We start from the raw sequence: 24,135 nt of genomic DNA, 5'->3' as shown, positions 1-24,135 counted from the left end.
TCGGAAGCGAGGATGCGCTGAGTATGTCGACTTTCAATGGTTTACCCGCACATGTGCTGTTGGTGCACTTCATCGTTGTGCTGGTGCCACTGACGGCGGTGTTGCTGATCCTGTGTGCGGTGTGGCCGGCGGCGCGGGTGCGATTGATCTGGCCCGCGGCACTGCTCGCGGTGGGCATGCTGATCCTGACGCCGCTGACCACGAATGCGGGGGAGTGGTTCCGGGACCACATCGGCGATACGCCGGCCATTCAACGGCATCAGCATCTGGGTGATCAGATGGTGTATTTCGTTGCGGCACTGGTGATCGCGGCGGCCGTGCTGGTGTTCGTGCACGTGCGCGGGAACCGGGGCAAGCCGGTCGGGCGGGCACTGCTGACGGTGATCGCGGTACTGGTCGTCGTGGCCGGGGGCGCCGCCACCTGGCAGACCTATCGCGTGGGAGATTCGGGGGCGCACGCCGTCTGGGGCGGCACTGTTTCCTGAAATACGACGGCCTGAAATACGACGGCCTGAAATACGACTGCCTGAAAGGACGACTGCTGTGACCCGGCGCCCGGTCTGCGGGGCGGCCGCCGGGTCACGGCAGTGCGCACGGTCAGATCTTGCGGATGACCGTGACAACCTTGCCTAGAATCTGGGCGTCGTTGCCCGGAATCGGCTCGAACAGGGGGTTGTGCGGCATCAGCCACACCTGGGATCCCGTGTGCTTGAACGTCTTCACCGTGGCCTCGCCGTCGATCATGGCGGCCACGATGTCACCGTTCTCGGCCACGTTCTGCTGACGCACGACCACCCAGTCGCCGTCGCAGATGGCGGCGTCGATCATGGACTGACCGACGACCTTCAGCAGGAACAGCGAACCCTCACCGACCAATTCGCGCGGCAGCGGGAACACGTCCTCCACCGCCTGCTCGGCCAGGATCGGGCCACCGGCGGCGATCCGGCCCAGGACCGGAACATAGGTCGGGATCGGGTGCTCGCCCTCGGCCTCGGTATCGGCGCCGATCGCGCGTAGCTGCGAGACGTTCGCCGCGGCGCGCATGCCCGTTTCGTCCAGACCGCGGACATCCACGGCGCGTGGACGATTCGGGTCGCGGCGCAGGTAGCCCTTGCGTTCCAGCGCGCGTAGCTGATGTGCCACCGAGGAGGTGGAGGTCAGGCCGACCGCGTCGCCGATCTCGCGAATGCTGGGGGGATACCCGCGATCGCTGACCGAGGTGCGGATGACGTCCAGCACCTTGCGCTGGCGAACGGTCAGATCCGTACCGGTGCCGGGCGATTCGGGGGCGCCGTCACCGGCAAGACCGACCGGCCCGTTGTCACCGTCCACGCTGCCGTGTTCGCTCACCGCCGCAGTCCTCCGTTCCCGCTTGCGTCTCATCGGAATTCGATCACCGGGGCAGTGTTGCCGGCGCCCCGGGATGCTGTGCCTCGACTGTAGACCGTGTGACGCCTGTGATCAAACATCTGTTCGACGCATGTCGCGGATGTCGGTGACATTGTCGGTGGGGCGTGGTAGTAATTCGAACATCAGTTCTTCGAACACATGAGCGAGTCAGTCGTCCAGCATCATCCGGTCAGTCCACCTTGGAGGTATGTTCGATGCGCACTGTGGTCAACGAAACCGAAACGCTCGGAACCGATCTCGGGTTCGACAGCATCCCTGTCGAGATCCGGAACGGTCGGCTCCCCGCGCCCGTCGCCACCCGCGTACCCCGTCGTCCCGTACTCGAACAGCGCGCCTGCCGGGCGCGGCTGCAGCCGGTCCCTCGCGACCGGGCCCGGGCCGGCCGCGTCCACGTCGTCGAACGACGTGTCGCCACCCGCGCGCACGGCCGGCATCCGCTGACCCGGGTGCAGCGCGCCCAGGTCGGCTTCGCCGCCCTCGCCGTCACCGCCCTCGTCAGCGCGCTCGCCGTGGCCGGCCTCATCGGCCTCGCCCAGCTGCGTGCCGGGAACTTCGATTCCCAGACCGCGCCCGTCGTGCAGATGTCGCCCGCGCGCTGACGCTGCTGCGGGGTTGTCCCGGCGCCCGGTTGTGCCGGTCGGCCAGGGGTTTGGCCGAATATGCAGATTGAAAACTGAAACGCGTTGCTACCGTCCCGAGTGATCCAGGCAACATCTCGGCGGCCTGGGCGAACATCTCGACAGGGGGCGCCATGGCGCACGGTAGCGGCGGATCACAGCGGCGAACGCGGACGGCGGCATTCAGGGGGATCGTCCGCACGGCCGGACTGGGCATCGTCCTCACCCTCGGGCTGATGTCGGTTCCGGCGGCGCACGCCGAATCCGCCTATGCCGCATACCTGGATCTGCCGTCGATCAATGGCGACGGATCCGGTGGCGGCGGTCTGAACCCCGCGCTGCCGCTGGATGCCGGCGAACTCGGCACGGCACTGGACGAGGCACGAGCGGCCGGCGTCGCACCGCGGCGCTACGCCACCCTGCTGCACCAGTACTGGCTGGTCGTCGCCACCCGCAATGCGGATATCGATCTGGCCGCGTGGGATCCGCGCCGCGGCGTGGCCGCGAACTCCGGCACGTTCACCCAGGTCTATGTGAACTATCTGCGGCTGAACAATGCGCACCCGGACTACTACTGGACCGGCCTGGCCGGGCTGGCGGGCGGGTCGTTCGCCTCGGGCTTCTTCGATATGAGCGATGTCGCCTCGATCGTCAGCGTGCCCGGCATTCACCAGCTGGGCGGCACGGTGTCCGATCTGCTGCGCGGCACGCCGCCGGACCTGCTGAATCAGCTGCCCGGCGATATCCGGCTGCTCGGCACCGCGGGCGAGCGGCTCACCGCGGCCGATCTGAGCTGGTACCAGACCCGGCTCATGATCATGCAGAAGCACATCTTCATCGACCAGGTGCCCATGCACGAGGCGTACGCCGCCGCGGGCCTGGCCGGGGTCGAGGAGATGTACCGGGCCGGTGTCCTCGACGACAATGCCATCACCGCCTGGCGCGAGATCGCCGCCGGCACACCCTGGGGGCTGAACGACGCGGCGCTGCGCATGACCGATCGCGAGCAGAACCAGATCATCGCCGACCAGTGGGACGTCACCGCCCGCGGCCGCGGCGATATGGGCCGGGTGATGACCTATGTCAGCACCATCGCCGGCAAGGCCGCGGTACCCGGCGTCCGGGCGCCCGGCGTCTTCGCGCCCACCACGCTCACCGCCGGCACCATGTCATTGCGCCTGCCACTGCCCGACTTCGACTGGGCCGATCGTGATACCCGCTGGAACTACATCACTCACGACCTGCTGCCGCGCTACCTCGAGCTGTGCGGGAATCCGGCCGTCGCGAGACCTGTTCTGGCGGAGCCCTTCTCGGCCAAGCTCGCCGAGGGCCGGCTGCTCGTGCGGCTGCCGGATCTGCTGGCCGACCTCGCCACCGGATGGCAGCTGACGGCCTGATCGGGGGCCGGTAACCCGGGCGGCCGCACCCTTTCTGCGGCCGGACGGGTATCCTCGAGATTGCTCGAGGTTTTTGTGGAGCCCACGCATCGACAAAGGATCCCGGATGCATTGCCCGTACTGTCGCCACCCGGATTCCAGGGTGGTCGACTCGCGTGAAGCAGAGGAAGGCACCGCCATCAGGAGGCGACGTGCCTGCCCGGAGTGTGGGCGCCGCTTCAGTACGGTGGAAACCGCGATCCTATCGGTGGTCAAACGCTCCGGTGTGAGTGAGCCGTTCAGTCGCGAAAAGGTCATTCGCGGCGTCCGCCGCGCCTGCCAGGGCCGCGAGGTCGATGACGACGCGCTCATGCTGCTCGCCCAGCAGGTCGAGGATGCGGTGCGCGCCAAGGGTTCCCCCGAGGTGCCGAGCCACGAGGTGGGCCTGGCCATTCTCGGCCCGCTGCGCGATCTCGACGAGGTGGCCTACCTGCGTTTCGCCTCGGTCTACCGATCCTTCAGTTCCGCCGAGGATTTCGAGCACGAGATCGCCGAATTGCGCAAGCACCGCGCCGAGCACGCGGTCGGCGCGGTCGCCGAATAACCGCACCACCCCGACTTGCCGGTCCGGATAGTTGTTGTACGACAACAGCTATCCGGACCGGCTCTTATCCGGTCAGCGGCGTCGCTGGGGTGGCCGGCGCGCGGTGTCCATGGCCTTCTCGATGCGCTTGGCGGAGATCGGATACGGCGTGCCGAGCTGCTGCGCGAACAGGCTCACCCGCAATTCCTCGATCATCCACCAGATTTCGATGATGTCCCGGCCGCCCTTGCGCGCCTCGGGCAGCGCGTCGACGAGCTTGTCGTAGGCGGCGTGCACGCGGTCGAGTTCGATCATGCCCTGACGATCGCGATTGGCGGCCGCGGGCAATGCCTCCAGTCGCAGGCGCGCGGCCTCCAGATAGCGCGGGAGTTCCCGCAGTCGCACACTGCCCCATTCGGCGATGAAGCCGGGGAACACCAGGTCGTCGAGCTGATGCGTGACATCGTCGGCGGCCTCGCGGTCCCGGCTCTCGGCCAGCGCCGCACGCACCCGATGCGCCTCGGCCAGTACCGGCACCACCGCGCGGACGATATTCGCCACGGCCGTGGTGAACCCGGGCCGGACCTTCTCGACCAGCGTGCGGAACTGTTCCGGACTGCGCACGGGCCCGCCGTTCGCGGCAATGAGCTCGTCGGCGGCGCAGGCGCGGCAGTCCTCGACCAGCGCGTCCAGCGAACCGTACGGATTCTGGCTCAGCGCAAGACGATCCTGCGGCGGCAACCCGGCCGTGACGGCGCGGGTATTGCCCGGCAAGGCGCCGAGCAGCAACGTGCGGGTGCCGGTGCGCATGGCCGTGGCCTGCTGGGCGGGGGAGCTGAGCACCCGCACCGCAACACCTTCCGGCTCCGCGACCAGCGCCGGATAGCCGGTAATGGTCTGCCCGCCGACCTGCCGTTTCACCGAGGATTCCAGGGTGCCCAGCGATTCGGAGGTCCAGACCGTGGCCGCGGGGCGTTCGGCGGCATTGTTGGCGCGGGCCACCGACTTGGAAACCTGCTCCGCCAGCTCGGCTTTCAGCTCGGCCAGGCTCTTGCTGCGCGCTACCAGGGCGCCGGACGGGTCGGTCGCGGCGTAGGTCATGCGCAGATGGTCGGGCAGTCCCGCCGGATCCAGCTGGGCCGCGGTGATGGTCACCGATCCGAGCCGCGACAATTCGCGGGCCAGGCCGGTGCGTAGCGGTTCCGCGCGAGGCGTGAGCTGGGCCAGCGCCGCCTGGGCGAAATCGGGTGCGGGAACGACCAAGCGGCGCAACTGCTTCGGCAGCGTCTTGATGAGGGCCGTCGCGAGTTCCTCGCGCATGCCGGGCACCAGCCAGTCGAAGCCGACGTCCCGCACGTGCGCGAGCTGCGCCACCGGAATGTGCACGGTCACACCGTCATCGGCCTGACCGGGTTCGAATTGGTAGGTGAGCGGGAAGGTCAGCTCGCCCTGCCGCCAGCTGTCCGGGTAGGCGGTCGGATCCAGCAGGGCGGCATCGTCGTTCACCACCGTCGAGGAGGTGAAGTCGAGCAGGTTCGGATCCGCGCGCTGCGTCTTCTTCCACCAGCTGTCGAAGTGCCGGACCGACACCACATCGGCGGGAATGCGCTTGTCGTAGAAGTCGAACAGCACCTGATCGTCGACGAGGATGTCGCGGCGCCGGGCCCGATGCTCCAGATCGGCCACATCCTCCAGCAATTCGCGATTGCGCTCGAAGAACTGGTGCCGCGTCTGCCACTCACCCTGCACCAGTGCGTGCCGGATGAACAGCTCCCGGGCCATCTCCGGATCGATCCGCCCGAAGTCCACCCGCCGCTGCGTGACCAGCGGAATCCCGTACAACGTCACCCGCTCGTAGGCGAGCGCCGCGCCACGCTTCGACGACCAATGCGGTTCGGAATAAGTACGTTTGACCAGATCCCCGGCCAGCCGCTCCGCCCACTCGGGCTCTACCCGAGCCGCCATCCGCCCCCACAGCCGGGACGTCTCCACCAACTCGGCCGCCATCACCCACCGCGGTGGCTTCTTGGCCAGCGACGACCCCGGGAAGATCATGAACTTCGCATTCCGTGCGCCCAGGAACTCCCGGCTCTCGGCCTCGCGCACTCCGATATGCGACAACATTCCCGCGAGCAGCGCCTGATGAATGGACGTAGTGTCCCACGGCAAGGCCCCATCCGCCGCCTCGAGCACCGCCGACACCGCGGAACGATCCGCACGGCCGCTCCTGCTTCCGGCGGAGTCGCTCGCTGCGCCGGAGGAGTTTCCACCTCGCTGGGAGCGGCCGCCGCGGGTGTTGATCTTGGCGCCGATCGATTCCGTTGTGCTGTCGGCGTTTCCGCCACCACGGCTGTCGTCGCCGGCCGCGTCGGTATTCCAGCCCAGGCCGCGGGTGATGGTTCTGAGCTGGCCGTGCAGGTCCTGCCATTCGCGGATGCGGAGGTAGTGCAGGAACTCGTCGCGGCAGAGGCGGCGGAACTGGTTGGAGGACAGCGCGTTGCGCTGTTCCCGGAGGTAGTCCCAGAGCTTCAGGTAGGCCAGGAAGTCGGAGCCGTCGACGGTGAAGCGGGCGTGTTTGGTGTCGGCGGCCTGCTGGTGTTCGACGGGTCGTTCGCGGACATCCTGGATGGACAGCGCCGCGACGATGATCAATACCTCGGGCAGGCAGCCGGTGCGGTTCGCCTCGACCAGCATGCGCGCCATGCGCGGATCCACCGGTAGCTGAGCCATTTCGCGGCCGATGGGCGTGAGGACCAGACCGGCGTCGGGGATGGTGCCGGTCTCGCCCTCGGCGCGGCGGGCCAGCGCGCCCAGCTCCTCGAGCAATGCGATGCCGTCGCGAATGGCCCGGCCGTCGGGGGCCTCCACGAACGGGAAGCTCTCGATATCACCGAGCCCCAGCGCCGTCATCTGCAGGATGACCGCGGCCAGATTGGTGCGCAGGATCTCCGGTTCGGTGAACTGCGGCCGCGATTCGAAGTCGTCCTCGGCGTACAACCGGATGGCGATACCGTCCGCCACACGGCCACAACGCCCCGACCGCTGCCGCGCCGACGCCTGTGAAATCGATTCGATCGGCAGCCGCTGCACCTTGGTGCGCATGGAATACCGCGAAATACGCGCCGTACCAGGGTCGATCACATACCGGATGCCGGGCACGGTGAGCGAGGTCTCCGCGACATTGGTGGCGAGCACCACGCGCCGCCCGGTGTGCGCGCTGAACACCTTGTGCTGCTCCGCCGCCGAGAGTCGCGCGTACAGCGGCAGAATCTCGGTGCGCGCCAGTTTCATATCGCGCAGGGAGTCCGCGGTATCCCGGATCTCGCGTTCACCGGACAGGAACACCAGAATGTCCCCGTCGCCCTCGGCGAACAGTTCGCGCACCGCATCCCCGATGGCATCGGTGGGATCGCGGTCCACCACCCGGGTGTCCTCGTCCTCGGGATCCTCGGCCGCGACCGGGATCTCCAGCGACAGTGGCCGATACCGGATCTCCACCGGATACGACCGCCCCGACACCTCCACAATCGGTGCGGGCGTGCCGTTCTCATCGCTGAAGTGCCGGGCGAACAGCTCCGGATCGATGGTCGCGGAGGTGATGACCAGCTTCAGATCCGGCCGCTTCGGCAGCAGCTGCTTCAGATAGCCGAGCAGGAAGTCGATATTGAGACTGCGTTCGTGCGCCTCGTCGATGATGATCGTGTCGTAGCGGCGCAGCATCCGGTCGCGCTGGATCTCGGCCAGCAGGATGCCGTCGGTCATGAGCTTGACCAGCGTGCGATCCGAGGCCTGATCGGTGAACCGGACCGTATAGCCGACGACATCGCCGAGTTCGGTGTCCAGCTCCTCGGCAATGCGCTCGGCCACCGTGCGCGCGGCCAGTCGCCGCGGCTGGGTGTGGCCGATGGTGCCGCGGATGCCGCGGCCCAGTTCCAGGCAGATCTTGGGTAGCTGCGTGGTCTTGCCGGAGCCGGTCTCACCGGCCACGATCACGACCTGGTGCTCGGCGATGGCCTTGGCGATATCGTCGCGGCGCACGGAGACCGGCAACTGCTCCGGATACCGGATGACGGGTACGGCGGTACGGCGGTTCTCCACCCGTTGCCGGGCGGCGTCGATCTCTGTCTCGAGATCGGTGAGATCGCCGCCGCGGGCCTTGTCGAGCCGGCGACGCAGTCGGTACTCGTCGCGGATCGAGAGATCGGCCAGGCGGGAACGAAGCTCGCGAAAGGTGGCGGCGGTCCTGGTCATTGCACCGTCAAGCCTAGCGAAAGGCTGCTCCGGGCCGGTCGCCGCGGTGCTGCGATACCGATCTCACCGGGCGCCGCCCAGGCATGGCCGCGCTTGCCGGGAGTGTGCTCGATCGGCGTATCGTCCGCATTCCGGCCGTTTTCCGTGCGAATATCGGCCCATGGCCGCACGAGGTGGAACGCCGGGATGGATTCGCGCGCTGCGCATCGGGTTCGGAGTGATGGGGGTCGTGGCGCTGAGCTGGATCCCGCTGAGCAACCTCGGCAATGCGCAGTACTCATACGGCAACTACTTCAGCTACTTCACCATCCAGTCGAACATGCTGGCCGTGGTGGTGCTGCTGGTCGGCGGGTTCCGCGATCCGCAGAGCCGGCGCTGGCAGCTGGTGCGCGGCGCGAGCACGCTCTACCTGGTCATCACCGGCATCATCTACGCGGTGTTGCTCGCGCATATCGATGTCATGCTGACCGATCGGCTCACCAATGACGCGCTGCACCGGATCCAGCCCATCGTGATGGTGGCCGACTGGTTGCTGGTGGCCGCTCCCGGGATCAAGCTCACCGTCGGGGTGGTGCTGGGCTGGCTGATCTATCCACTCGTCTACGGCGCCTACACCTTGCTGCGGGGACCGCTGGTGGACTGGTATCCGTACCCGTTCATCGATCCGCGCAGCCAGGGCTACCCGTCACTGTTCGGCGGACTGGCGTTGATGGCCGTCGTGTTCGCGGTGCTGGCCGCCTTGGTGGCAGGCTTGAACGGCCTGGTCCCCAGAGCCGTTGCGCGAGCCTGATATTCAGAGGGCCAGTGTCATGAACACGCTGTTCGGATCCTCGGTGTAGTCCGCGAACGGGCCGGACCGGGTGAATCCGTGCCGCTCATACAGTCGTACGGCGGGCAGAAAGAACTCCTCGGCGCCGGTCTCCAGGTGCAGTCGCTCGTATCCGCGCTCCCGGGCCGTTTCGATGATGTGCGCCAACAGTAATGCGGCCACGCCGCGGCCTTGCCGGGCGGTGGTGGTCCGCATGGACTTGATCTCGCCGTGCTGTGGGTCCAGTTCCTTCAGGGCCCCGCACCCGGCCAGCTCGTCCTTGTCCCACACCGACCAGAAGGTGATGTCCGGTTTGCGCAGCCGGTCGAGGTCGAAGGCGTGCACGCTCTCCTCCGGCGAGGTGTCGTACATCTCGGCCACATGGGCCTCGAGCAGGGCGATCACATCCGGTCCGGTGAGGTCGTCGAGAACGATGCGCATGCCGCCGAGGCTATCGCCCCCATTGCTCGAGAGGTTGCTGAGGACCGGGTTCGGGCGAGAGTTCCACCGGTACTGTCGATTTCGTCAGTATCTGCAGGGAGAAAAGGGGAAGGGCCCGATGGGACTCTTCGACATGTTCGAGTCACAGCACAACCAGGTCTACGGCGGGCAGGCGCCGGAGAACAACTGGACGCACGAACTCATCGCGGGCGCAGCCGGTTTCGAGGCCATGCGCATGTACGAGCATCACCGCGAGCGCGAGGGCATCCAGGAGCATCACGAACTCGGCAAGGAACTCATCGCCGGCTTCGCGTGCGCCGAGGTCGACAAGCACTTCGAGAACCGCCGCCTGAACCACCTGGAACAGGAACAGGCCCGCCAGCAGGCCGCGCAGCAGGCCCAGTACCTGTACGACCAGCAGTACGGCCAGTACTACCCGCCGCAGCAGGCCCAGTACCTGCGCGAACAGCAGTACTACCCGCAGCAGGGCCAGCCCTACTACCCCCAGGGCTACTGACCCGCCGGCCGAAAATCAGTGGATTGCCGATGACGTGCCTGCCTAGCCTTGACTGATATCAACAGCTAGGAAGGACACGTTTGGAAGCGACTGTCTCGGTGACCCCGGATCAGTTGCCGGAGTTGCTGCTGCATGTCGCGGTCGTGCGTCCGGTATTTCTGTGGGGGGCGCCCGGAATCGGCAAGAGTTCACTCGTGCGCGGGTTCGCCGAGGGACTCGGGCTGGAATGCGTGACCCTGCTGGGCACGCAGCTGGCGCCGGAGGATCTGATCGGGGTACCGCAGATCGTCGAGGATCGGAGCCGGTTCGCGCCGCCCGAGATGATCGCGCGCTCGGAGCCGTACTGCCTCTTCCTCGATGAATTGAACGCGGCGCCCGCCGAGGTGCAGAAGTCGTTCTACTCGCTCATCCTCGATCGGCGGGTCGGAAACTATGAACTGCCCGCCGGATCGGTGGTGATCGGGGCGGGGAACCGGGCCACCGACAACGCCCTGGCCCGGCCGATGGCGTCGGCGCTGGTGAACCGCATGGTGCACATGCATCTGCGCGCCGACGTGGACGACTGGCTGAAGTGGGCCGCGCACAATGACATTCACCGCTGGGTGGTGGAGTACATCGTGCAGCGGCCGGATCACCTGTGGTCGGCGCCGCCCAAGACCGAGCAGCCGTTCTCGACGCCGCGCGGGTGGCACATGCTCTCCGACGCACTGCACTCCTACGGGGAGGGCATCGACGACACGACCCTGTGGGTGGTGGCGTCCGGAACCCTCACCACCGCACACGCTTCCGCGTTCCGCGCCTACGTCAAGACGGTGCGGCACGCCTTCGACCTGGAAGCGGTCATCAAGGGCGACGCGGCCTGGCCGCGCGATCCCGGCGACCGCGATCTGCTGTATTTCCTGTCCGAAACGTTCCGTGCCCGGCTGGTGAAGGAGCTGCCTGCTTCTCGCGAGCATGTTTCGGCCGGGGTGAAACGCTTTGTGCTGCGGGCGAAGACCATGCTGACCGAGCTGGCCGAGATCTCCGTGGAGTGCGCGCAGCTGGTCATCGCCTCCGACGAGGACGGGGCGCCGGTGCTGCCGTCCTGGTTCCTGGTGGAGGTCACCCGCGATCTGCCGCGGCTCGCCGCGCGGAGGTGAGCGATGGCGGGACGGCAGACGCGTAAGCGCCGCACGAAATCCGATCCGTGGGCGGAGAACCGGGACAACGGGTGGGCGATCGTGCGTGATCATCCGATCTTCCGGCGCATGCACAACGGGCACTACCACGGGCTCTTGGCGGCCGATGGCGAGCTGCCGTCCGAAATTCCGGCGGTGATCTCCGCGTACGGCACGATCCACTTCAACCCGAAAACGCGTGCTTCCGCGGAGGACTGGGCGTGGACCTTCGCGCACCTGCTGCTGCACGCGGGATTCGGTCACCTCGACCCGCGTGCAGTGCCGGAGCGTGCGATCGAGCCGAACACCTACACGCCCAGTTGGCTGACCTTCCCTTTTCAACCGCATCCGGCCTATCGGGCGGCCTGTTGCGCCCTCATCGACCAGTACCTGCTGACGCTGAAGATCGGCCGCCCGCCCGAAGCATTACCGGACGCGCCGGGTGGCACGGCGGAACTCGCACTGGCCGAACGCTGGTGGGACAGCGCCATCCCGGACGAATACCGCCGGCACGAGTTCCCCGACTTCGTGATCGGCGATGCCGCCATGGCCAAGCAGGCCGACCACCGCACCAAGTTCGCGACCGGTGTCGGCGAGGCCGCCCGGGACGCGCTCGCCGAGGCGGGCCGTGACGTCACGCGTGGTGCGGCGAAGGTGCCGCGCGTGTGGGATCGCGCGCTCAACTGGTTCGTCTCCTCCTACCCGCTGCTGGGTGCGCTGGCGGCCGGAATGAAGCTCGTCGCCGACGCGGAAGTGGCTCGGGGCTGGGATATTTCCATCGCCGCCGTGAATGCCGAGGCGGCGGAGATCTATATCAACCCGTTCGCGGGTCTCACCGATGAGGAATGGCGTTTCGTGCTCGGCCACGAAATGCTGCACGCCGCATTGCGGCACGGCGAGCGCGCCGGCTGGCGCGACCACTATCTATTCAATGTGGCCTGCGATTACGTGGTCAATGGCTGGCTGGTCGAAATGGGCGTGGGCGAACTCCCCGAGGGATTGCTGTACGACCCGGAGCTGAAAGGCCTGTCCGCCGAACAGATCTACGATCGCATTTCCGGTGACCTGCGCCGCCTGCGCAAACTCGCCACGCTGCGCGGTCGCGGCAAGTCCGACATCTTCGGCGAACCATTGCCGCACACCGGTGCTCCGGGCCGCTATGTCGACCTGGACGACTACTATCGCGGCGCCTTGTCGACGGGCTTGGCGTATCACCTGTCGAGTGGCCGCGGTCTGCTCCCGGCCGGTCTGGAACAGGAGATCCGCGCGCTCGATCAGCCCGCGCTGCCGTGGGATGCCCAACTGGCCCAATGGTTCGACGAGCACGTCCCGGCAGTGGAGAAGCGCCGCACCTACGCTCGTGCCTCACGTCGTCAATCCTCCACGCCGGACATCCCGCGTCCCGCCTGGCATCGCCCCGACGAGTCGGTCCGGCTGCCCACTTTCGGTGTGGTCCTGGATACCTCCGGCTCCATGTCTGCCGAACTGATGGGCAAGGGCCTGGGCGCCATCGCCGCCTATGCGCGGGCTCGTGACGTGCCCAGCGCCCGCGTGATCTTCTGTGACGCAGCCGCTTACGACGCGGGCTACCTCCCCGTGGACGATATCGCCGCCCGGGTGCGGGTCCGCGGGCGTGGCGGCACCACCCTGCAACCGGGCATTCGCATGCTCGAACGCGCCGAGGATTTTCCGGCCGATGGCCCTATTCTCATCATCACCGACGGCATGTGCGACGTCCTCCGCATCCGCCACGAACACGCCTATCTGACTCCCGCCGGCGCGAGCCTGCCTTTCCGTCCGCGCGGCCCGGTCTTCCGCATGTGCTGAAACGCCGACAGGGCCGTTCCGGGATGAGGAGGTTCCGGAACGGCCCTGTCGGGTTGGAGGATTCAGCGTTCGTGTGTTTCCTCCAGGACTGTGCGGCCCAGCAGGGCATAGCGGTCGGGGGAGCGGCGCTTCAGGTATTCGGCGAAACCGAAGCCGCCGATGGCGATTGCGGCCACCAGCCAGGGGGTGGCCTTGAGGATCAGGGAGCTGGATTCGTCACCGGCCGCGGTACCCATATTGAGGACCAGCAGCAGGACCACACCGATCATGGCCAGGCCACCGAGCAGCGGCGCCAGGAAGGTTCGGAACCAGTGGCGGGTTTCGGGGTGGTTCTTGCGGAAGTAGTTCAGCACCGCGAAGGAACAGGCGGCCTGGACCACCAGGATGGCCATGGTGCCGAGGATGGCGAGCAGGGTGTACGTGCCGGTGTAGGGATCCTTTCCGGCCAGGCCGAAACCGGCCACCAGCAGGACTGCGACGACCGACTGCACCAGCCCGGCGATGTGCGGGGAGCCGTGCCCGGGGTGGGTGCGGCCGACAGTGCGCTTCAGCACCGGGAACACGCCTTCCCGGCCGAGGGCGTACAGGTAGCGGGCGGCGCAGTTGTGGAAGGCCATGCCGCAGGCCAGAGATCCGGTCATCATGAGCCACTGCATGGCGCTCACGGCCCAGTGACCGACGTAGGTCTGGGTGGGGTGGAAGAAGACGTCCATCGGGTTGGCGGAGCCGGCCAGATCCTTCGATTCGCCGATTCCATTGCCGGACATGGCCATCCAGGACACGAACACGTAGAACACGCCCACGCCGATGACGGCGATCATGGTGGCCTTCGGGATGATGCGCTTGGGGTCGCGGGACTCCTCGCCGTACATGGCCGTCGATTCGAAACCGACCCACGACCAGAAGGCGAAGAACAGGCCCAGGCCGGCGGACGGCCCGGTGAAGGCATTGATCGGGTTGAGCGGCGCGAAGGAGAAGCCGTGCGGCCCACCGCCGTGCAGTGCCACCGCGATACCCATGATGGCCAGCACCAGGCATTCCGTGCCCAGCAGCACCACCAGCAGCTTCTCCGCGACGGCTACGCCGAACCAGGTGCCGACCGCATTGATGGACAGCATGATGATCGCGAACACCCACCACGGCACGTGCACACCGAACTGTGCCGCAACGGTATTCGTGCCGAAGCTGGAGAAGATGCCGACCAGCGAACCCTCGAACACCATGTACGCGAAGGTCGCCAGCAGGCCCGACGCCAGACCCGCCGACCGGCCCAGCCCGAACGAGATGAACCCGTAGAAGGCGCCCGTCGCGGTGATGTGCTTGGACATGGTGGTGAAGCCCACCGAGAACACCGCCAGCACCACCATGGCGATGAGGAACGCCGCGGGCGTGCCGGTGCCGGTGCCCGCCGAGATCATGAACGGCACATTGCCGGTCATGGCGGTGATCGGGGCCGCGGTGGCGATGGCCATGAACACCACGCCGACCAGGCCGATCGCATTGGGCTTCAGCCGGTGGACGGTTTCGGCCTCCGCCGCGGCGGGCGGCGAGGCGGTGTCTGGGCGTTCTATCTGCTGGGTCATCTATCCATCCCTCTTGCAGCCCGCCACCAGGGAAAAACCGGGTGGCGGGTTCACTTCCGATGGGGCGGAACGCTATCGGCGGCCTGTAAACACGGACGGCGTGCGACGGTGACCGCCGGCGAGAAACAGCGGAGATGTTCGTCTCGAGCAGGGACAACTCTTCGTTACCGGAGTTTACGTCGGCGAAATACCGGTCCAGCACCCTGTGGCAATCCATGGCGAGAGAAAGGCGTGCGCGGATGACATCGGCCCCGCCGAGCCCACCGATGGTGGTCCGGCGCTCCTCGATACGCGGATTGACCCGGCGGGAACTGCCTTTCGTGCCCGTCTTCGCGCAATCCGTGGCAGCCATCGCGCCCTCCGGGACCGCCGCGGTGACACCGGCCTTCGTGATCGGCGCGGCGGGCGGCGGGGCGAGTGTGGCGGCGTTTCTCGCCGCGGCGCTGCTGGCCTGGGGCGTGGCCCTGGTCATCCGGCCCATGGCGCAGCGGCTCGCGGTGACCGGCGGGCTGTACACCTACGTGGCGCAGGGGCTGGGGCCCGCGGTCGCGGTGCCGGTCGGGTGGTCGGCCATTGTCGGGTACGGCAGTGTGAGCGTGGCCGGGCTGATCGCGGTCGGCACCTACCTCGATCAGATCGCGGTCACCGCGGGGATCGGCGGATTCGGCGGGACGGCCACCATCGTCGGGCTGTTGCTGGTGGCGGCGGTCATCGCGGTGGTGCTGATGGTGCGCGGGATTCGGCTCTCGGCCTCGGCGACACTGCTGGTGGAATGCGTTTCGGTGGTCACGGTGCTGGGACTCATGGGGTATCTGCTGACCCGTGGCGGGCACGACCTCACCGCGGGGCGCGCGTTCGCGTGGCACGGTGGGACCGGCAATCTGGCCATGAGCGCGGTCGTGGCGATCAGTGCGTTCGTCGGATTCGAGAGTGCGACAACACTGTCCGCGGAGGCGCATCGGCCGTTCCGGTCGGTGCCCCGGACGCTGATGTGGACACCGGTGGCCGCGGCCGTCATCTATCTGATCGCCGTGTCCGCGCAGGCCGTGGCCTTGGCGGCCGATCCGGGTGCGGCCAATAGTTCGACGCCCGTCGCCGAGCTGCTGCTGCAGGACAATTCGCGGGTTCTCGGGGCCGTGCTGGATCTGGGCGTGGCGGCCTCGTTCTTCGCGTGCACGGTCGCCTCCCTCAATGCGCTGGTGCGAGTGCTGTTCACCATGGGGCGGGAGGGCATCGCACCGGCGGCGGCCGGGCGGGCGCATCCGCGCTTCCACACGCCCGCGCCCGCCATTGTGGCGGCGGTGGGCGTGGTCACCGGGTGCGCCGTCGTCTACCTGCTGTCGGGAGCCGAACCGCAGGACGGGATCCGGTCGTTTCTCACCTTGAGCGCCCTCGGCTACCTGGGTTCCTATCTACCGGCCTGCCTGGCCGGACCCGCGCTGCTCCGGCGCATAGGCGAATCCAGCAGGAGGATAACGATTCTCGGCACCGTGACGGCGATACTGCTCGGCATTCTGATGATCGCGGCCGCCTGTTCGACCCAGAGCGGTAATGCGGTGCTGGTGACGGTGTACGCGGCCGTACTGCTGGCTTCGGTGCTCTTCACGATCGGCTTGCGGGTCTTCGCGCCGGATCGCTTGCGCGGCATCGGAATATACGACGAGCCGCAGCACGCGGATCTGCTGCAGAGCCCGGTCTTCCGGTAGCCGCGCATGAAGGATTCCCGGCGCACGAACACCGTCACCAACTCGATCGCCATACTCGAAACCGTCGCGGACTCCGGGACCGGGGTCACCGCCAAGGAGATCGCCGAGCGGCTCGGGCTGGCCCCGGCCACCACCTATCGGCTGCTCAATTCCCTGGTGGCCGACGAATATCTGGTGCGGACCGCCGATCTGCGCGGGTTCGCGCTCGGGGCCCGGTTGCGCGGGCTGGCCGCGGCCATCACCGTTCCGGCCGTGCCGACGACGGCGCGCGCATTGCTCGACGACTTCCGGGCCTCGACCCGATTCGCCGTGCACCTCATGAACTTCCGGCCCGCCGCGATCCAGGTGATCAACGAGGATCCCGATCATCCGATCCCGGGGGAGCGGGAGCTGGCGCGGCATCTGCACGCGTCGGCGGCGGGCAAACTGCTGTTGTCCTCGCATACCGAATGGCGGGCCATGGTGGCGGCCCCGGCGCGGATCGCCGCGCGCACCAAGATCGATCACGCGGCGCTGGCTACCGATCTGCAATCCATTCGTGAGGCCGGATACGCCAGGGCCGCGGACGAACTCGTGCCCGGGATCGCGTGTCTCGCACTGCCCGTGTACAAATCGTCCGGCACCCTCGCGGGCGCGCTCTGCCTCAGCGGACCCAGTAATCGGCTGAGCGTACTGGAAACCCACCGCGACACCGCCCGCGACTGCGCGGCCCGGCTCGGGCCACTGCTCTACTGAATTCTTTGCCGCGCTTCCGGGTGCGCCGCCAGTGGCGGTGAGAGGCAGGGAAAAGGCAGTTACCGGCCGTCGCGGCAATGCGAGCATGAGAGCGGTGCGAACATTGATCCTCGAGGAGTTCGGTCACTGTGCGGAGAGGTGGTGGGTCCCGGTGGTATTCGTGCAGGAATACAGCCTGTTGCGATGGTGTGTGGTGGCGGCGTTCGGGGCGGTCGCGGTGATCATGGTGGGCCGGTTGGCGGCCGTGGGACAGGGTCGCGTGGCGATAGCCGGAGACGGCCGCGCGGTGGATGTGGAATCGGATGCGGCACATCTGCTCATGTGCCTGGTGATGTTGGCGATGCTGGTGTTCCCGGCAGCGGCCGATCCGCGCGCCCTGCACGGTGTGCTGACGGCCATGGTGGTGGTGTACGGGGTATTGCTGGCGGGCCGGATGCTGCAGTGGCGCGGTGTATTGCGGTGGCCCGGTGGAGAGGATGCGGCGGCGGCTCCGTCGCCGGGACGGCACCGGGTGGCGGCACTCGCCTACCACCTGGTGGCCGCCGCGGCCATGCTGTACGTCATCGGTGTGCCCGGCGCGCAACAGGATTCGCACGCCATGGCCGGAATGGGCGCGATGCCCGCGATGGGGGAGCACGCCACCTGGCCGGTGCTCGCCCTGGCGGCGTTGTTCGCGGTGGACGCCCTGGCCATGCTGATCCCGAGAGCCCGCCGGATGCTGTGGCATCTGCTCCCGCACCCCGCGGGCCGGGCCGGCTCGACCGCGGTGGCGCCGCACCTGGTCATGGATGTGGGGATGACCTACATGCTGATCGCCATGGTAGCGGGGTAACCGGGGGTCGTTCGCGCTGCTCACCATCGTGATGGTGAGATGTAGGGGGTAGGTAGGCCGTGCCCTCGCCGGGGCGCGCCGGTACAGGGTGCATGGAGGTGGCGGTATGGGTTCGCTGTGGCATGGCTTCGCCGATATGGGTGCGGTCGAGCGCGACGGTGCGTTCGTGGTGGCGCGCGGTGAAGGCGCCTACATCTGGGACGAGGGCGGCACGCAGTACCTGGACGCCACCGGCGGCCTCTGGTTCGCCAATATCGGCCACGGTCGTCGCGAGATCGGTGACGCGGTCGCCGCGCAGCTGAGCCAGGTCGCGCACTACTCCAACTTCGGCGACTTCGTCTCGCCGGTCACCCGCGACCTCGCCGAGCGGCTCTCCGCGCTGGCCCCGGTCCCGGGCAGCAAGATCTTCTTCACCTCCGGCGGCTCGGACGGCGTCGATACCGCCGCCAAGCTGGCCCGCCGCTACTGGCAGGAGATCGGCCGCCCGGAGAAGACCCTCATCGTCGGCCGGCAGCGCGCCTACCACGGCATGCACGTCGCGGGCACCTCGCTGGCGGGCATCCCGGTCAACCGCGAGGGCTACACCGGTGAGTTCATGCCCGACGCCCGCACCATCGAATGGGATCAGGCCAAGGCGCTGACCGCTCTCATCGAAGAGGTCGGCGCCGAGCGCATCGCGGCCTTCTTCGCCGAGCCGATCATCGGCGCGGGCGGCGTGTACCTGCCGCCCGAGGGCTACCTCACCGAGGTCCGGCAGATCTGCCGCGACAACGACATCCTGTTCGTGGCCGACGAGGTCGTCACCGGCTTCGGCCGTATCGGCGGATCCTGGTTCGCCTCCTCGCGTTTCGACCTGCAGCCCGACCTGATGACCACCGCCAAGGGCCTCACCTCCGGATATGTGCCCATGGGCGCGGTCTTCATCGCCCCGCACATCGCCGAGCCGTTCTTCGCCGGCGGCGTCTGGTGGCGGCACGGCTACACCTACGGCGGGCACGCCGGCGCGGCCGCGGCCGCCATGGCCAACCTCGACATCATGGAGCGCGAGAACCTGCTCGAGGCCAGCAAGAACCTGGAATCGCTGCTGCATGAGCACTTCTCGCCGCTGGCCGACCACCCGCGGGTGGCCGAGGTGCGCAGCGGCCTGGGCGCCGTCGCGGCCGTCCAGCTCGCCGACCCGGCCGAGGCCCTCGCCATGGTGAAAACCCTGCGCGCGCACGGCGTCTCGACCCGCGCCGCGGGCCAGGGCGCACTGCAGATCTCGCCGACCTTCGTCATTACCGACGCGCAGGTCAAGGAGCTCTCCGAGCGCTTCGCCGCCGCCCTGGGCTGAGACCGCCGGGACGGCCCGCGCACTCGATCATTCGTCGGTAGATTCGGCTCATGGAGTGGAGTTTCCGGTCGGCCGAAGAGCTGTTGGCTGCCTTGCGTGCCGGTGAAGTGACCTCGGTGGAACTGACCGAGGAGGCGATCGCGCGCATCGAACGCGATGACAAAGCGATCAATGCGATCTGCGTGCCCGACTTCGATCGGGCACGCGACGCCGCGCGTGAGGCGGATCAGGCGCGTGCCCGTGGCGAGGACCGGCCGCTGCTGGGTGTTCCGATCACGGTCAAGGAGTCCTACAACGTCGCGGGGCTGCCCACGACGTGGGGGATGCCGGCGTTCGAGGACTATGTGCCGGCCGAGGACGCGCTGCAGATCGCGCGCGTCAAGGAAGCCGGCGCGGTCGTCCTCGGCAAGACCAATGTGCCGCTGATGCTCGCGGATCTGCAGAGCTTCAACGACATCTACGGCACCACCAACAATCCGTGGGATCACGGTCGTTCGCCGGGCGGCTCCTCCGGCGGCTCAGCCGCGGCCCTGGCCGCCGGATTCGGTGCGCTGTCACTCGGTTCTGATATCGGCGGTTCCTTGCGCAACCCCGCGCACTTCTGCGGCGTCTACTCGCACAAGCCGACGCACGGGCTGGTGGCGCCGCGTGGGCATGTCCCGCCGCCCGCACCGGCGCTGCCCTCCGACCGCGATCTCTCCGTCGTCGGGCCGATGGCACGCACCGCCCGCGATCTCTCGCTGCTGCTGGACGTGATGGCCGGACCCGACCCGCTGTCGCTCGGCGTCGCCTTCGAGCTGAATCTGAAGCCCGCGCGGCACGAACGGCTCGCGGACTTCAGCGCGATCTTCGCGACCGTGCCAGGACCGATCAACGGCACCCCGAGATCGAAGCCGCCGTCGACCAGGGCATCGAGATCGCAATGGTCGTAATGCTCATGGCTCACCACGACCGCGTCGATGCGGCCGAGACTCCGCACGGTCGAGGCGACCGGCTCACCGTGGTAGTAGTGCGCGGTCTGCGTGAACCAGGGATCGGTGAGAACGCGAATATCCCCGATCTCGATCAACTGGCAGGCATGCCCGATCCGGGTTACCTGCAATGAAGTAGTCATGCTGAATCTCCCTGCCTCTCAACGAATATCAGAACTTGCCCAGATCCAGCAGCGCCCCGAGCAGCTCCTCGGGCGTCTCCACCTGGGGCAGATGGCCACTGCGAGGCAGCAGCGTGAAGACAGCGCCCGGAACAGCAGCGGCATAAGCCTTGCCGTACTCGGCATCGACGATCCCGTCGCTCTCACCCCACACCACATGAACCGGCAGATCGAGCCCGCCGAGCCGATCGGCCAGCGTCGGATCGAAGGGCACCGGTCCCGTGTATCCGAGCATCGCCTGCACATCCGGACTTGGCCCGGGCTGACCGGAACTCGCCGGTGCCGGCGCCTTGCTCGGATCATGGAACGAGAACGCCCGAATCTCCGGCAGCGAAAGCCCGCTGATATTCGTCATCGGATGCCCGGCCACCTCGATCCCGGTCCCATTGACGATCACCACCCCACTCACCCGCGGACTCCCGGCCAGCGCAACCTCCGCGGCCACCCACCCGCCGAACGAATTCCCGATCACCGTCACATCACTGAGATCCAACTGCTCCAGCAGCTGCACGTACATCCGCGCCAGCCCGGCCACATCGTCCACACCGGCCGCCTTCGGCGTCCCGCCGAACCCCGGATGAGTAGGCACCAACACCCGCGAATGCGTGCGCTCCGCCAGCAGATCCGCAAACCCGGCCATAGTCGGAACGCCCCCACCGCCGTGCAGCAGCAGATACGGCCGCGTCCGATCCCGATCCTGCACGGTCACCTCGACGGTCCCGGCGGAACCTCCAGGGAGAGTGTGGATTTCGGTACGAGTCGGCCGGAGTGACCCGGCCGCAATCGGAGTGCTCATGATTTCTTCTCCTCGTGCGCTATCCGATGAAAGCTATATCAGGAACCTTATATCAGGTTATTGATATAGGCAAGGGCTGTCCGCCGAAGCCCTCCGAATCGAGGGCATGAGACCACGGTTTCCCCTGCGTAACTTGGTAATCGAGATCCAATAGCACTCGGGATGGGGCCCATGTCGTCTCCCACTGCACCCGCCGCCACCTCGCGACCCGGAGCTCAGCTCGGCCTGCTGCGCGTCCGGCGCGGAGTGGAGTTCGCTGTCGAGCTGATCAGGCTGACACCGGAATTCATCCTCACCGGGCTGCTCATCATTCATCTCTGCGCACCCCACGGCGACCTGCTGCTCGGCGTCGTACTGGGTATCTGGCTGGCGCTCGTGCCGGCAGCCGGGCTGTTCGACCGCGCGCGATACCTGAAGGTCCCCGTGTATGCGGCGCGATTCCCTCAGTCGGTGCCGGAGACCGAGAAAATACTGCTGTTCGTGGCCTGGCACGAGGTTGCCCAGGCCGCCGGAGTGCACGACGGCGCCTTCCCGCTGGCCGTCAAGGAATCCGACGATGTGCAGGGCAGTGCCCCGCGCGCGGGGGCACGATCCTCGTCTCACGGGCAGCGCTACAGCAATTGCCGCCGTCGCAGTTGCACGCTCTGATGGCCCATGAGCTCGGTCATCACCTGATCGTCGGCATGCGCGGTGCGATGACGACGACCATCCTGCTCGTTCTGCCGGTCGTGCTGCTCGAATTGCCGATGATCGCGACCAATTGGGTCGCCGTCCGCCTGAAACGTCGCGCACCGGGCTCGCGAGCCGGCAAGGCGGCGCCCGCTCTCGTGATGTGCGTATCGGACCTCGCGCTGTTTGCCGTGCTGGCATGGCTTTTCGGGACGATGCCGGCGGCCCTGGTGCTGGCGGTGATGCAGCTCGCGCCGCTGTTGCGCGCGATCCACCAGCGGCACGGCGAGTTCGCGGCCGACCGGCTCGCCGTCGACCTCGGGTTCGGCCTCGGCCTGCGCGATCTACTGCGCGACCGTTTCCCGGACTGGCAGCCGGACACGGATCCGTACACCGCCATGTTCATGACCCACCCCACGAATCGTCGCCGCATCCGCCGGATAGAGACCCGGCTGCGCGTCCTCGAAAGGCGTTGTCGCCCATGATCGTTCCCAGACTCGAAGCGGCGACTGCCGAGCAACGCGCCGCGTATCGGCGGCGGATGCGGTGGCGCGGGCTGCCCTGGTCAGTGGGAATGCTACTCGTCTCCTGGCCGATTCCGTTGCTGGTCGGGCTCGTGCTGTACCGGCTGGGGGAGCTGATCGGGCTGTGGGCGGCGTGCACGCTGCTCGTGGTTTGGCTGGGGTTCTCGATGTCGACGCTGGTGCGGCTCTCCATGACGAAAACGATGGACGCGGTGAGCGATCCCCGAATGCCGCGCCGGCCGACTCCCGAGGAATCCGCGATGCTGGATCTGCCGTGGCGGACCACACTGCTGGCGCTCGGAGTGCCGGACTCGACTTATGCGCTGCGGGTTCGAGATTCGCAGGGATCGGCGGGGCAGGCCTGGCCCGGCGGTGTGGTCGCCGTGTCGGCCGAGGCTGTCCGGGAGCTGTCGGCCGTGGAGCTCGAGGGTCTGCTCGGGCATGAGGTCGGGCATTTCGTGGGTGACGGCGGCAGTACCTGGAGACGGCTGTCCTGGTGGCTCTCCGAGCCGATACGGCTTCCTTTCAAGATCGGCGGACGGCTCGCCGGGCGGCCGGCCGTGCTGCTGATCGTTCAACCCTGCGTGTTCATCGGTCTCGTCACGCTGCTGGTCTGGCTGTTCGGGGCCGTCGGGGCTCTGGCATTGCTGGGGGCGGCAGCGGCCCAGTTGCTCGGGCGGAATGCGATTCTGCGGCGCAACCAATCGAATGCGGATCGAGTGGCCGTGGATCTGGGCGCCGGCCGTGGGCTGCGCCTGTACTTCGAACGGCGGCGCTCGAAGGAGATCCGGCGCTGGTACCGCCGCAGTCTGCAGCCGTGGTGGTTGCGGGTCATCTTGGCCGTGTCCGAGGCTTCTTCCCGGGATCCGAATATCGGGCGCCGGGTCGAGGCCATCGGCAATCGAATTCGAGCCCGGGAACGCAAACATCGTGTGCCGCAGGGAGGTCCGCCCCCGCATGCCGTCCGGCGGGCCTATGCCGACCCGCGCCGGGCATGGCTGCGGCGGTTCGGGTCGCCGTCGCCGGGCTTCGTACCCGATCCGCGGGCGGCTCGTCGATTCCAGGCCGGCGCGCTATCCGGGCAGACGTGGAAGCAGCACGGCCCTAGATCAAGACCGGGTGGTCGGGGACCACACGGCCGCCCACCCGGGCCCAGCCGTCGGAATCCCACTCGGTGAAGATCTGGGAGCCCTGGCCCTGGGTGATGTGCAGGCCGCGGGTGAGGAGGGCGGTGAGGGCGATGGCGGCCGCGCCGGTGGCCGGGTCTTCGGGGATTCCGAAGGCGGGGGCGAACATTCGGGCGCGGACGGCGCTGTGGGCTTCGTTGCTCCAGGCCCAGCAGTAGTGCTTGCCCTCGGGGAAGTCGGCGGGGTCGAGGGTGGCGAGTTCCTCGAGGCTGTCGAACTGGTGGAATTCGAACTTGGGCGCCCATTCGGAGCGGGCGCGGACCCAGGTGAGGCCGTCGGTGGTGGTCACGTCGACCGGGCCGGCGGGGACGTCGAGGATATCGACCGGGGTGCCCAGCATGGTCAGCCACCAGGCGGTGCCGACGGTGGGGTGACCGGCGAAGGGGAGTTCGGTGACCGGCGTGTAGATGCGCATGCGGGCGCGGTCGTCCGCGGGATCCTCGACCACGACGGTTTCGCTGTAGCCGAGGCGGGCGGCGAGCGCCTGATGGTCGACATCGATCACGTCACCGGCGCGCGCGATGCCGAGCGGATTGCCGTAGCGGCCCGTGGCGTCGGTGAACACACGCACCACTTCGATCTGAGTGCCATCGCTTTCGGGTGTACCCATGAATTCGGAGCTTACCTACG

General features: G+C 67.7%; 22 protein-coding genes and 1 pseudogene. 16 read left to right on the top strand and 7 right to left on the bottom strand.

What is annotated here, in order from left to right:
• Nucleotides 1-23 precede the first annotated feature (23 nt).
• Nucleotides 24-485 (top strand): DUF2231 domain-containing protein, encoded by a 462-nt coding sequence (locus ACH438_RS27635; RefSeq protein WP_397010259.1) that lies wholly within the window; start codon nt 24-26, stop codon nt 483-485.
• A 112-nt stretch (nt 486-597) separates the two neighbouring features.
• Here ACH438_RS27635 and lexA read toward each other — a convergent pair whose 3' ends face one another.
• The gene (lexA, locus tag ACH438_RS27630) at nt 598-1,260 is read right to left on the bottom strand and encodes a transcriptional repressor LexA (protein ID WP_397010783.1); all 663 of its coding nucleotides are present in this window, start codon (nt 1,258-1,260) and stop codon (nt 598-600) included.
• 344 nt (nt 1,261-1,604) lie between these two features.
• Between lexA and ACH438_RS27625 the strand changes: the two genes are divergently transcribed.
• The 3 genes from ACH438_RS27625 to nrdR all read left to right on the top strand — a co-directional run bounded on the left by ACH438_RS27625 (nt 1,605) and on the right by nrdR (nt 4,007).
• Nucleotides 1,605-2,009: a hypothetical protein gene (locus ACH438_RS27625; protein WP_397010257.1), complete on the top strand. Its 405-nt coding sequence runs from the start codon at nt 1,605-1,607 to the stop codon at nt 2,007-2,009.
• A 254-nt stretch (nt 2,010-2,263) separates the two neighbouring features.
• Nucleotides 2,264-3,424: a hypothetical protein gene (locus ACH438_RS27620; protein WP_397010255.1), complete on the top strand. Its 1,161-nt coding sequence runs from the start codon at nt 2,264-2,266 to the stop codon at nt 3,422-3,424.
• Nucleotides 3,425-3,530: 106 nt separating this feature from the next.
• Nucleotides 3,531-4,007, top strand: a complete 477-nt coding sequence (gene nrdR, locus ACH438_RS27615) for a transcriptional regulator NrdR (RefSeq protein ID WP_397010253.1) — start codon at nt 3,531-3,533, stop codon at nt 4,005-4,007.
• A 72-nt stretch (nt 4,008-4,079) separates the two neighbouring features.
• On the opposite strand, the gene hrpA is transcribed toward nrdR, so the two are convergent.
• Nucleotides 4,080-8,237 carry an ATP-dependent RNA helicase HrpA gene (gene hrpA / locus ACH438_RS27610; RefSeq protein ID WP_397010251.1) on the bottom strand — a complete coding sequence of 1,386 codons (4,158 nt, stop codon included), beginning with the start codon at nt 8,235-8,237 and terminating at the stop codon, nt 4,080-4,082.
• Nucleotides 8,238-8,397: 160 nt separating this feature from the next.
• Between hrpA and ACH438_RS27605 the strand changes: the two genes are divergently transcribed.
• A complete protein-coding gene (locus ACH438_RS27605) occupies nt 8,398-9,027 on the top strand; it encodes a Pr6Pr family membrane protein (RefSeq protein WP_397010249.1) in 630 nt (209 codons plus the stop codon).
• 3 nt (nt 9,028-9,030) lie between these two features.
• Here ACH438_RS27605 and ACH438_RS27600 read toward each other — a convergent pair whose 3' ends face one another.
• Complete coding sequence (locus ACH438_RS27600) at nt 9,031-9,486, bottom strand: GNAT family N-acetyltransferase (RefSeq protein ID WP_397010247.1); 456 nt, start codon at nt 9,484-9,486, stop codon at nt 9,031-9,033.
• A gap of 118 nt (nt 9,487-9,604) precedes the next feature.
• Here ACH438_RS27600 and ACH438_RS27595 point away from each other — a divergent pair, with 118 nt between their 5' ends.
• The 3 genes from ACH438_RS27595 to ACH438_RS27585 all read left to right on the top strand — a co-directional run bounded on the left by ACH438_RS27595 (nt 9,605) and on the right by ACH438_RS27585 (nt 12,987).
• Complete coding sequence (locus tag ACH438_RS27595; protein ID WP_397010245.1) at nt 9,605-10,003, top strand: DUF3759 domain-containing protein; 399 nt, start codon at nt 9,605-9,607, stop codon at nt 10,001-10,003.
• An 80-nt stretch (nt 10,004-10,083) separates the two neighbouring features.
• Nucleotides 10,084-11,142 (top strand): ATP-binding protein, encoded by a 1,059-nt coding sequence (locus ACH438_RS27590; protein ID WP_397010243.1) that lies wholly within the window; start codon nt 10,084-10,086, stop codon nt 11,140-11,142.
• 3 nt (nt 11,143-11,145) lie between these two features.
• The gene (locus tag ACH438_RS27585) at nt 11,146-12,987 is read left to right on the top strand and encodes a hypothetical protein (protein WP_397010241.1); all 1,842 of its coding nucleotides are present in this window, start codon (nt 11,146-11,148) and stop codon (nt 12,985-12,987) included.
• Nucleotides 12,988-13,049: 62 nt separating this feature from the next.
• On the opposite strand, the gene ACH438_RS27580 is transcribed toward ACH438_RS27585, so the two are convergent.
• Nucleotides 13,050-14,570 (bottom strand): APC family permease, encoded by a 1,521-nt coding sequence (locus ACH438_RS27580; RefSeq protein ID WP_397010239.1) that lies wholly within the window; start codon nt 14,568-14,570, stop codon nt 13,050-13,052.
• 239 nt (nt 14,571-14,809) lie between these two features.
• On the opposite strand from ACH438_RS27580, the gene ACH438_RS27575 reads away from it, so the two are divergent.
• The 5 genes from ACH438_RS27575 (at nt 14,810) to ACH438_RS27555 (ending at nt 20,108) form a co-directional block, all read left to right on the top strand.
• The gene (locus ACH438_RS27575; protein ID WP_397010237.1) at nt 14,810-16,276 is read left to right on the top strand and encodes an APC family permease; all 1,467 of its coding nucleotides are present in this window, start codon (nt 14,810-14,812) and stop codon (nt 16,274-16,276) included.
• Between the two features lie 6 nt (nt 16,277-16,282).
• On the top strand, nt 16,283-17,011 hold the full coding sequence (locus tag ACH438_RS27570) for an IclR family transcriptional regulator (RefSeq protein WP_397010235.1): 729 nt from the start codon (nt 16,283-16,285) through the stop codon (nt 17,009-17,011).
• 151 nt (nt 17,012-17,162) lie between these two features.
• Nucleotides 17,163-17,843: a DUF5134 domain-containing protein gene (locus tag ACH438_RS27565; protein WP_397010233.1), complete on the top strand. Its 681-nt coding sequence runs from the start codon at nt 17,163-17,165 to the stop codon at nt 17,841-17,843.
• A gap of 106 nt (nt 17,844-17,949) precedes the next feature.
• Complete coding sequence (locus tag ACH438_RS27560; RefSeq protein WP_397010231.1) at nt 17,950-19,176, top strand: aspartate aminotransferase family protein; 1,227 nt, start codon at nt 17,950-17,952, stop codon at nt 19,174-19,176.
• 50 nt (nt 19,177-19,226) lie between these two features.
• Nucleotides 19,227-20,108 (top strand): amidase family protein, encoded by an 882-nt coding sequence (locus ACH438_RS27555; RefSeq protein ID WP_397010229.1) that lies wholly within the window; start codon nt 19,227-19,229, stop codon nt 20,106-20,108.
• Here ACH438_RS27555 and ACH438_RS27550 read toward each other — a convergent pair.
• Both ACH438_RS27550 and ACH438_RS27545 read right to left on the bottom strand, forming a co-directional pair.
• Nucleotides 20,084-20,290, bottom strand: a pseudogene (locus ACH438_RS27550) (MBL fold metallo-hydrolase); the annotation flags it as partial. The gene ACH438_RS27555 and the pseudogene ACH438_RS27550 overlap by 25 nt on opposite strands.
• A gap of 28 nt (nt 20,291-20,318) precedes the next feature.
• Nucleotides 20,319-21,125: an alpha/beta fold hydrolase gene (locus ACH438_RS27545; RefSeq protein WP_397010227.1), complete on the bottom strand. Its 807-nt coding sequence runs from the start codon at nt 21,123-21,125 to the stop codon at nt 20,319-20,321.
• A 171-nt stretch (nt 21,126-21,296) separates the two neighbouring features.
• Between ACH438_RS27545 and ACH438_RS27540 the strand changes: the two genes are divergently transcribed.
• Genes ACH438_RS27540 through ACH438_RS27530 form a run of 3 tightly spaced genes read left to right on the top strand, consistent with a single transcriptional unit; the run spans nt 21,297 to nt 23,496 of the window.
• The gene (locus ACH438_RS27540) at nt 21,297-21,773 is read left to right on the top strand and encodes a hypothetical protein (RefSeq protein WP_397010225.1); all 477 of its coding nucleotides are present in this window, start codon (nt 21,297-21,299) and stop codon (nt 21,771-21,773) included.
• On the top strand, nt 21,746-22,279 hold the full coding sequence (locus tag ACH438_RS27535) for a M48 family metalloprotease (protein ID WP_397010223.1): 534 nt from the start codon (nt 21,746-21,748) through the stop codon (nt 22,277-22,279). Before ACH438_RS27540 ends, ACH438_RS27535 begins: the two co-directional genes overlap by 28 nt.
• On the top strand, nt 22,276-23,496 hold the full coding sequence (locus ACH438_RS27530; RefSeq protein ID WP_397010221.1) for a hypothetical protein: 1,221 nt from the start codon (nt 22,276-22,278) through the stop codon (nt 23,494-23,496). The genes ACH438_RS27535 and ACH438_RS27530 overlap by 4 nt, the downstream gene beginning before the upstream one ends.
• On the opposite strand, the gene ACH438_RS27525 is transcribed toward ACH438_RS27530, so the two are convergent.
• Nucleotides 23,423-24,115, bottom strand: coding sequence for a PhzF family phenazine biosynthesis protein (locus ACH438_RS27525; protein WP_397010219.1), 693 nt, complete (start codon nt 24,113-24,115; stop codon nt 23,423-23,425). The two genes, ACH438_RS27530 and ACH438_RS27525, sit on opposite strands and share 74 nt — an antisense overlap.
• Between the last annotated feature and the right edge of the window lie 20 nt (nt 24,116-24,135).

Source organism: Nocardia sp. NPDC020380 (assembly GCF_044386975.1).
Classification (GTDB): Bacteria; Actinomycetota; Actinomycetes; order Mycobacteriales; family Mycobacteriaceae; genus Nocardia.
The sequence above is the reverse complement of the archived record's forward strand: the minus strand, read 5'-3'. Positions and strand labels throughout refer to the sequence as shown.

Excerpts from the sequence above, each read along its gene's own strand:
- ACH438_RS27635 (WP_397010259.1), top strand. The coding sequence starts at position 24 with ATGTCGACTTTCAATGGTTTACCCGCACATGTGCTGTTGGTGCACTTC.
- ACH438_RS27625 (WP_397010257.1), top strand. The coding sequence starts at position 1,605 with ATGCGCACTGTGGTCAACGAAACCGAAACGCTCGGAACCGATCTCGGG.
- ACH438_RS27620 (WP_397010255.1), top strand. The coding sequence starts at position 2,264 with ATGTCGGTTCCGGCGGCGCACGCCGAATCCGCCTATGCCGCATACCTG.
- nrdR (WP_397010253.1), top strand. The coding sequence starts at position 3,531 with ATGCATTGCCCGTACTGTCGCCACCCGGATTCCAGGGTGGTCGACTCG.
- hrpA (WP_397010251.1), bottom strand. The coding sequence starts at position 8,237 with ATGACCAGGACCGCCGCCACCTTTCGCGAGCTTCGTTCCCGCCTGGCC.
- ACH438_RS27605 (WP_397010249.1), top strand. The coding sequence starts at position 8,398 with ATGGCCGCACGAGGTGGAACGCCGGGATGGATTCGCGCGCTGCGCATC.
- ACH438_RS27600 (WP_397010247.1), bottom strand. The coding sequence starts at position 9,486 with ATGCGCATCGTTCTCGACGACCTCACCGGACCGGATGTGATCGCCCTG.
- ACH438_RS27595 (WP_397010245.1), top strand. The coding sequence starts at position 9,605 with ATGGGACTCTTCGACATGTTCGAGTCACAGCACAACCAGGTCTACGGC.
- ACH438_RS27585 (WP_397010241.1), top strand. The coding sequence starts at position 11,146 with ATGGCGGGACGGCAGACGCGTAAGCGCCGCACGAAATCCGATCCGTGG.
- ACH438_RS27580 (WP_397010239.1), bottom strand. The coding sequence starts at position 14,570 with ATGACCCAGCAGATAGAACGCCCAGACACCGCCTCGCCGCCCGCCGCG.
- ACH438_RS27575 (WP_397010237.1), top strand. The coding sequence starts at position 14,810 with ATGACATCGGCCCCGCCGAGCCCACCGATGGTGGTCCGGCGCTCCTCG.
- ACH438_RS27570 (WP_397010235.1), top strand. The coding sequence starts at position 16,283 with ATGAAGGATTCCCGGCGCACGAACACCGTCACCAACTCGATCGCCATA.
- ACH438_RS27560 (WP_397010231.1), top strand. The coding sequence starts at position 17,950 with ATGGGTTCGCTGTGGCATGGCTTCGCCGATATGGGTGCGGTCGAGCGC.
- ACH438_RS27555 (WP_397010229.1), top strand. The coding sequence starts at position 19,227 with ATGGAGTGGAGTTTCCGGTCGGCCGAAGAGCTGTTGGCTGCCTTGCGT.
- ACH438_RS27545 (WP_397010227.1), bottom strand. The coding sequence starts at position 21,125 with ATGAGCACTCCGATTGCGGCCGGGTCACTCCGGCCGACTCGTACCGAA.
- ACH438_RS27540 (WP_397010225.1), top strand. The coding sequence starts at position 21,297 with ATGTCGTCTCCCACTGCACCCGCCGCCACCTCGCGACCCGGAGCTCAG.
- ACH438_RS27530 (WP_397010221.1), top strand. The coding sequence starts at position 22,276 with ATGATCGTTCCCAGACTCGAAGCGGCGACTGCCGAGCAACGCGCCGCG.
- ACH438_RS27525 (WP_397010219.1), bottom strand. The coding sequence starts at position 24,115 with ATGGGTACACCCGAAAGCGATGGCACTCAGATCGAAGTGGTGCGTGTG.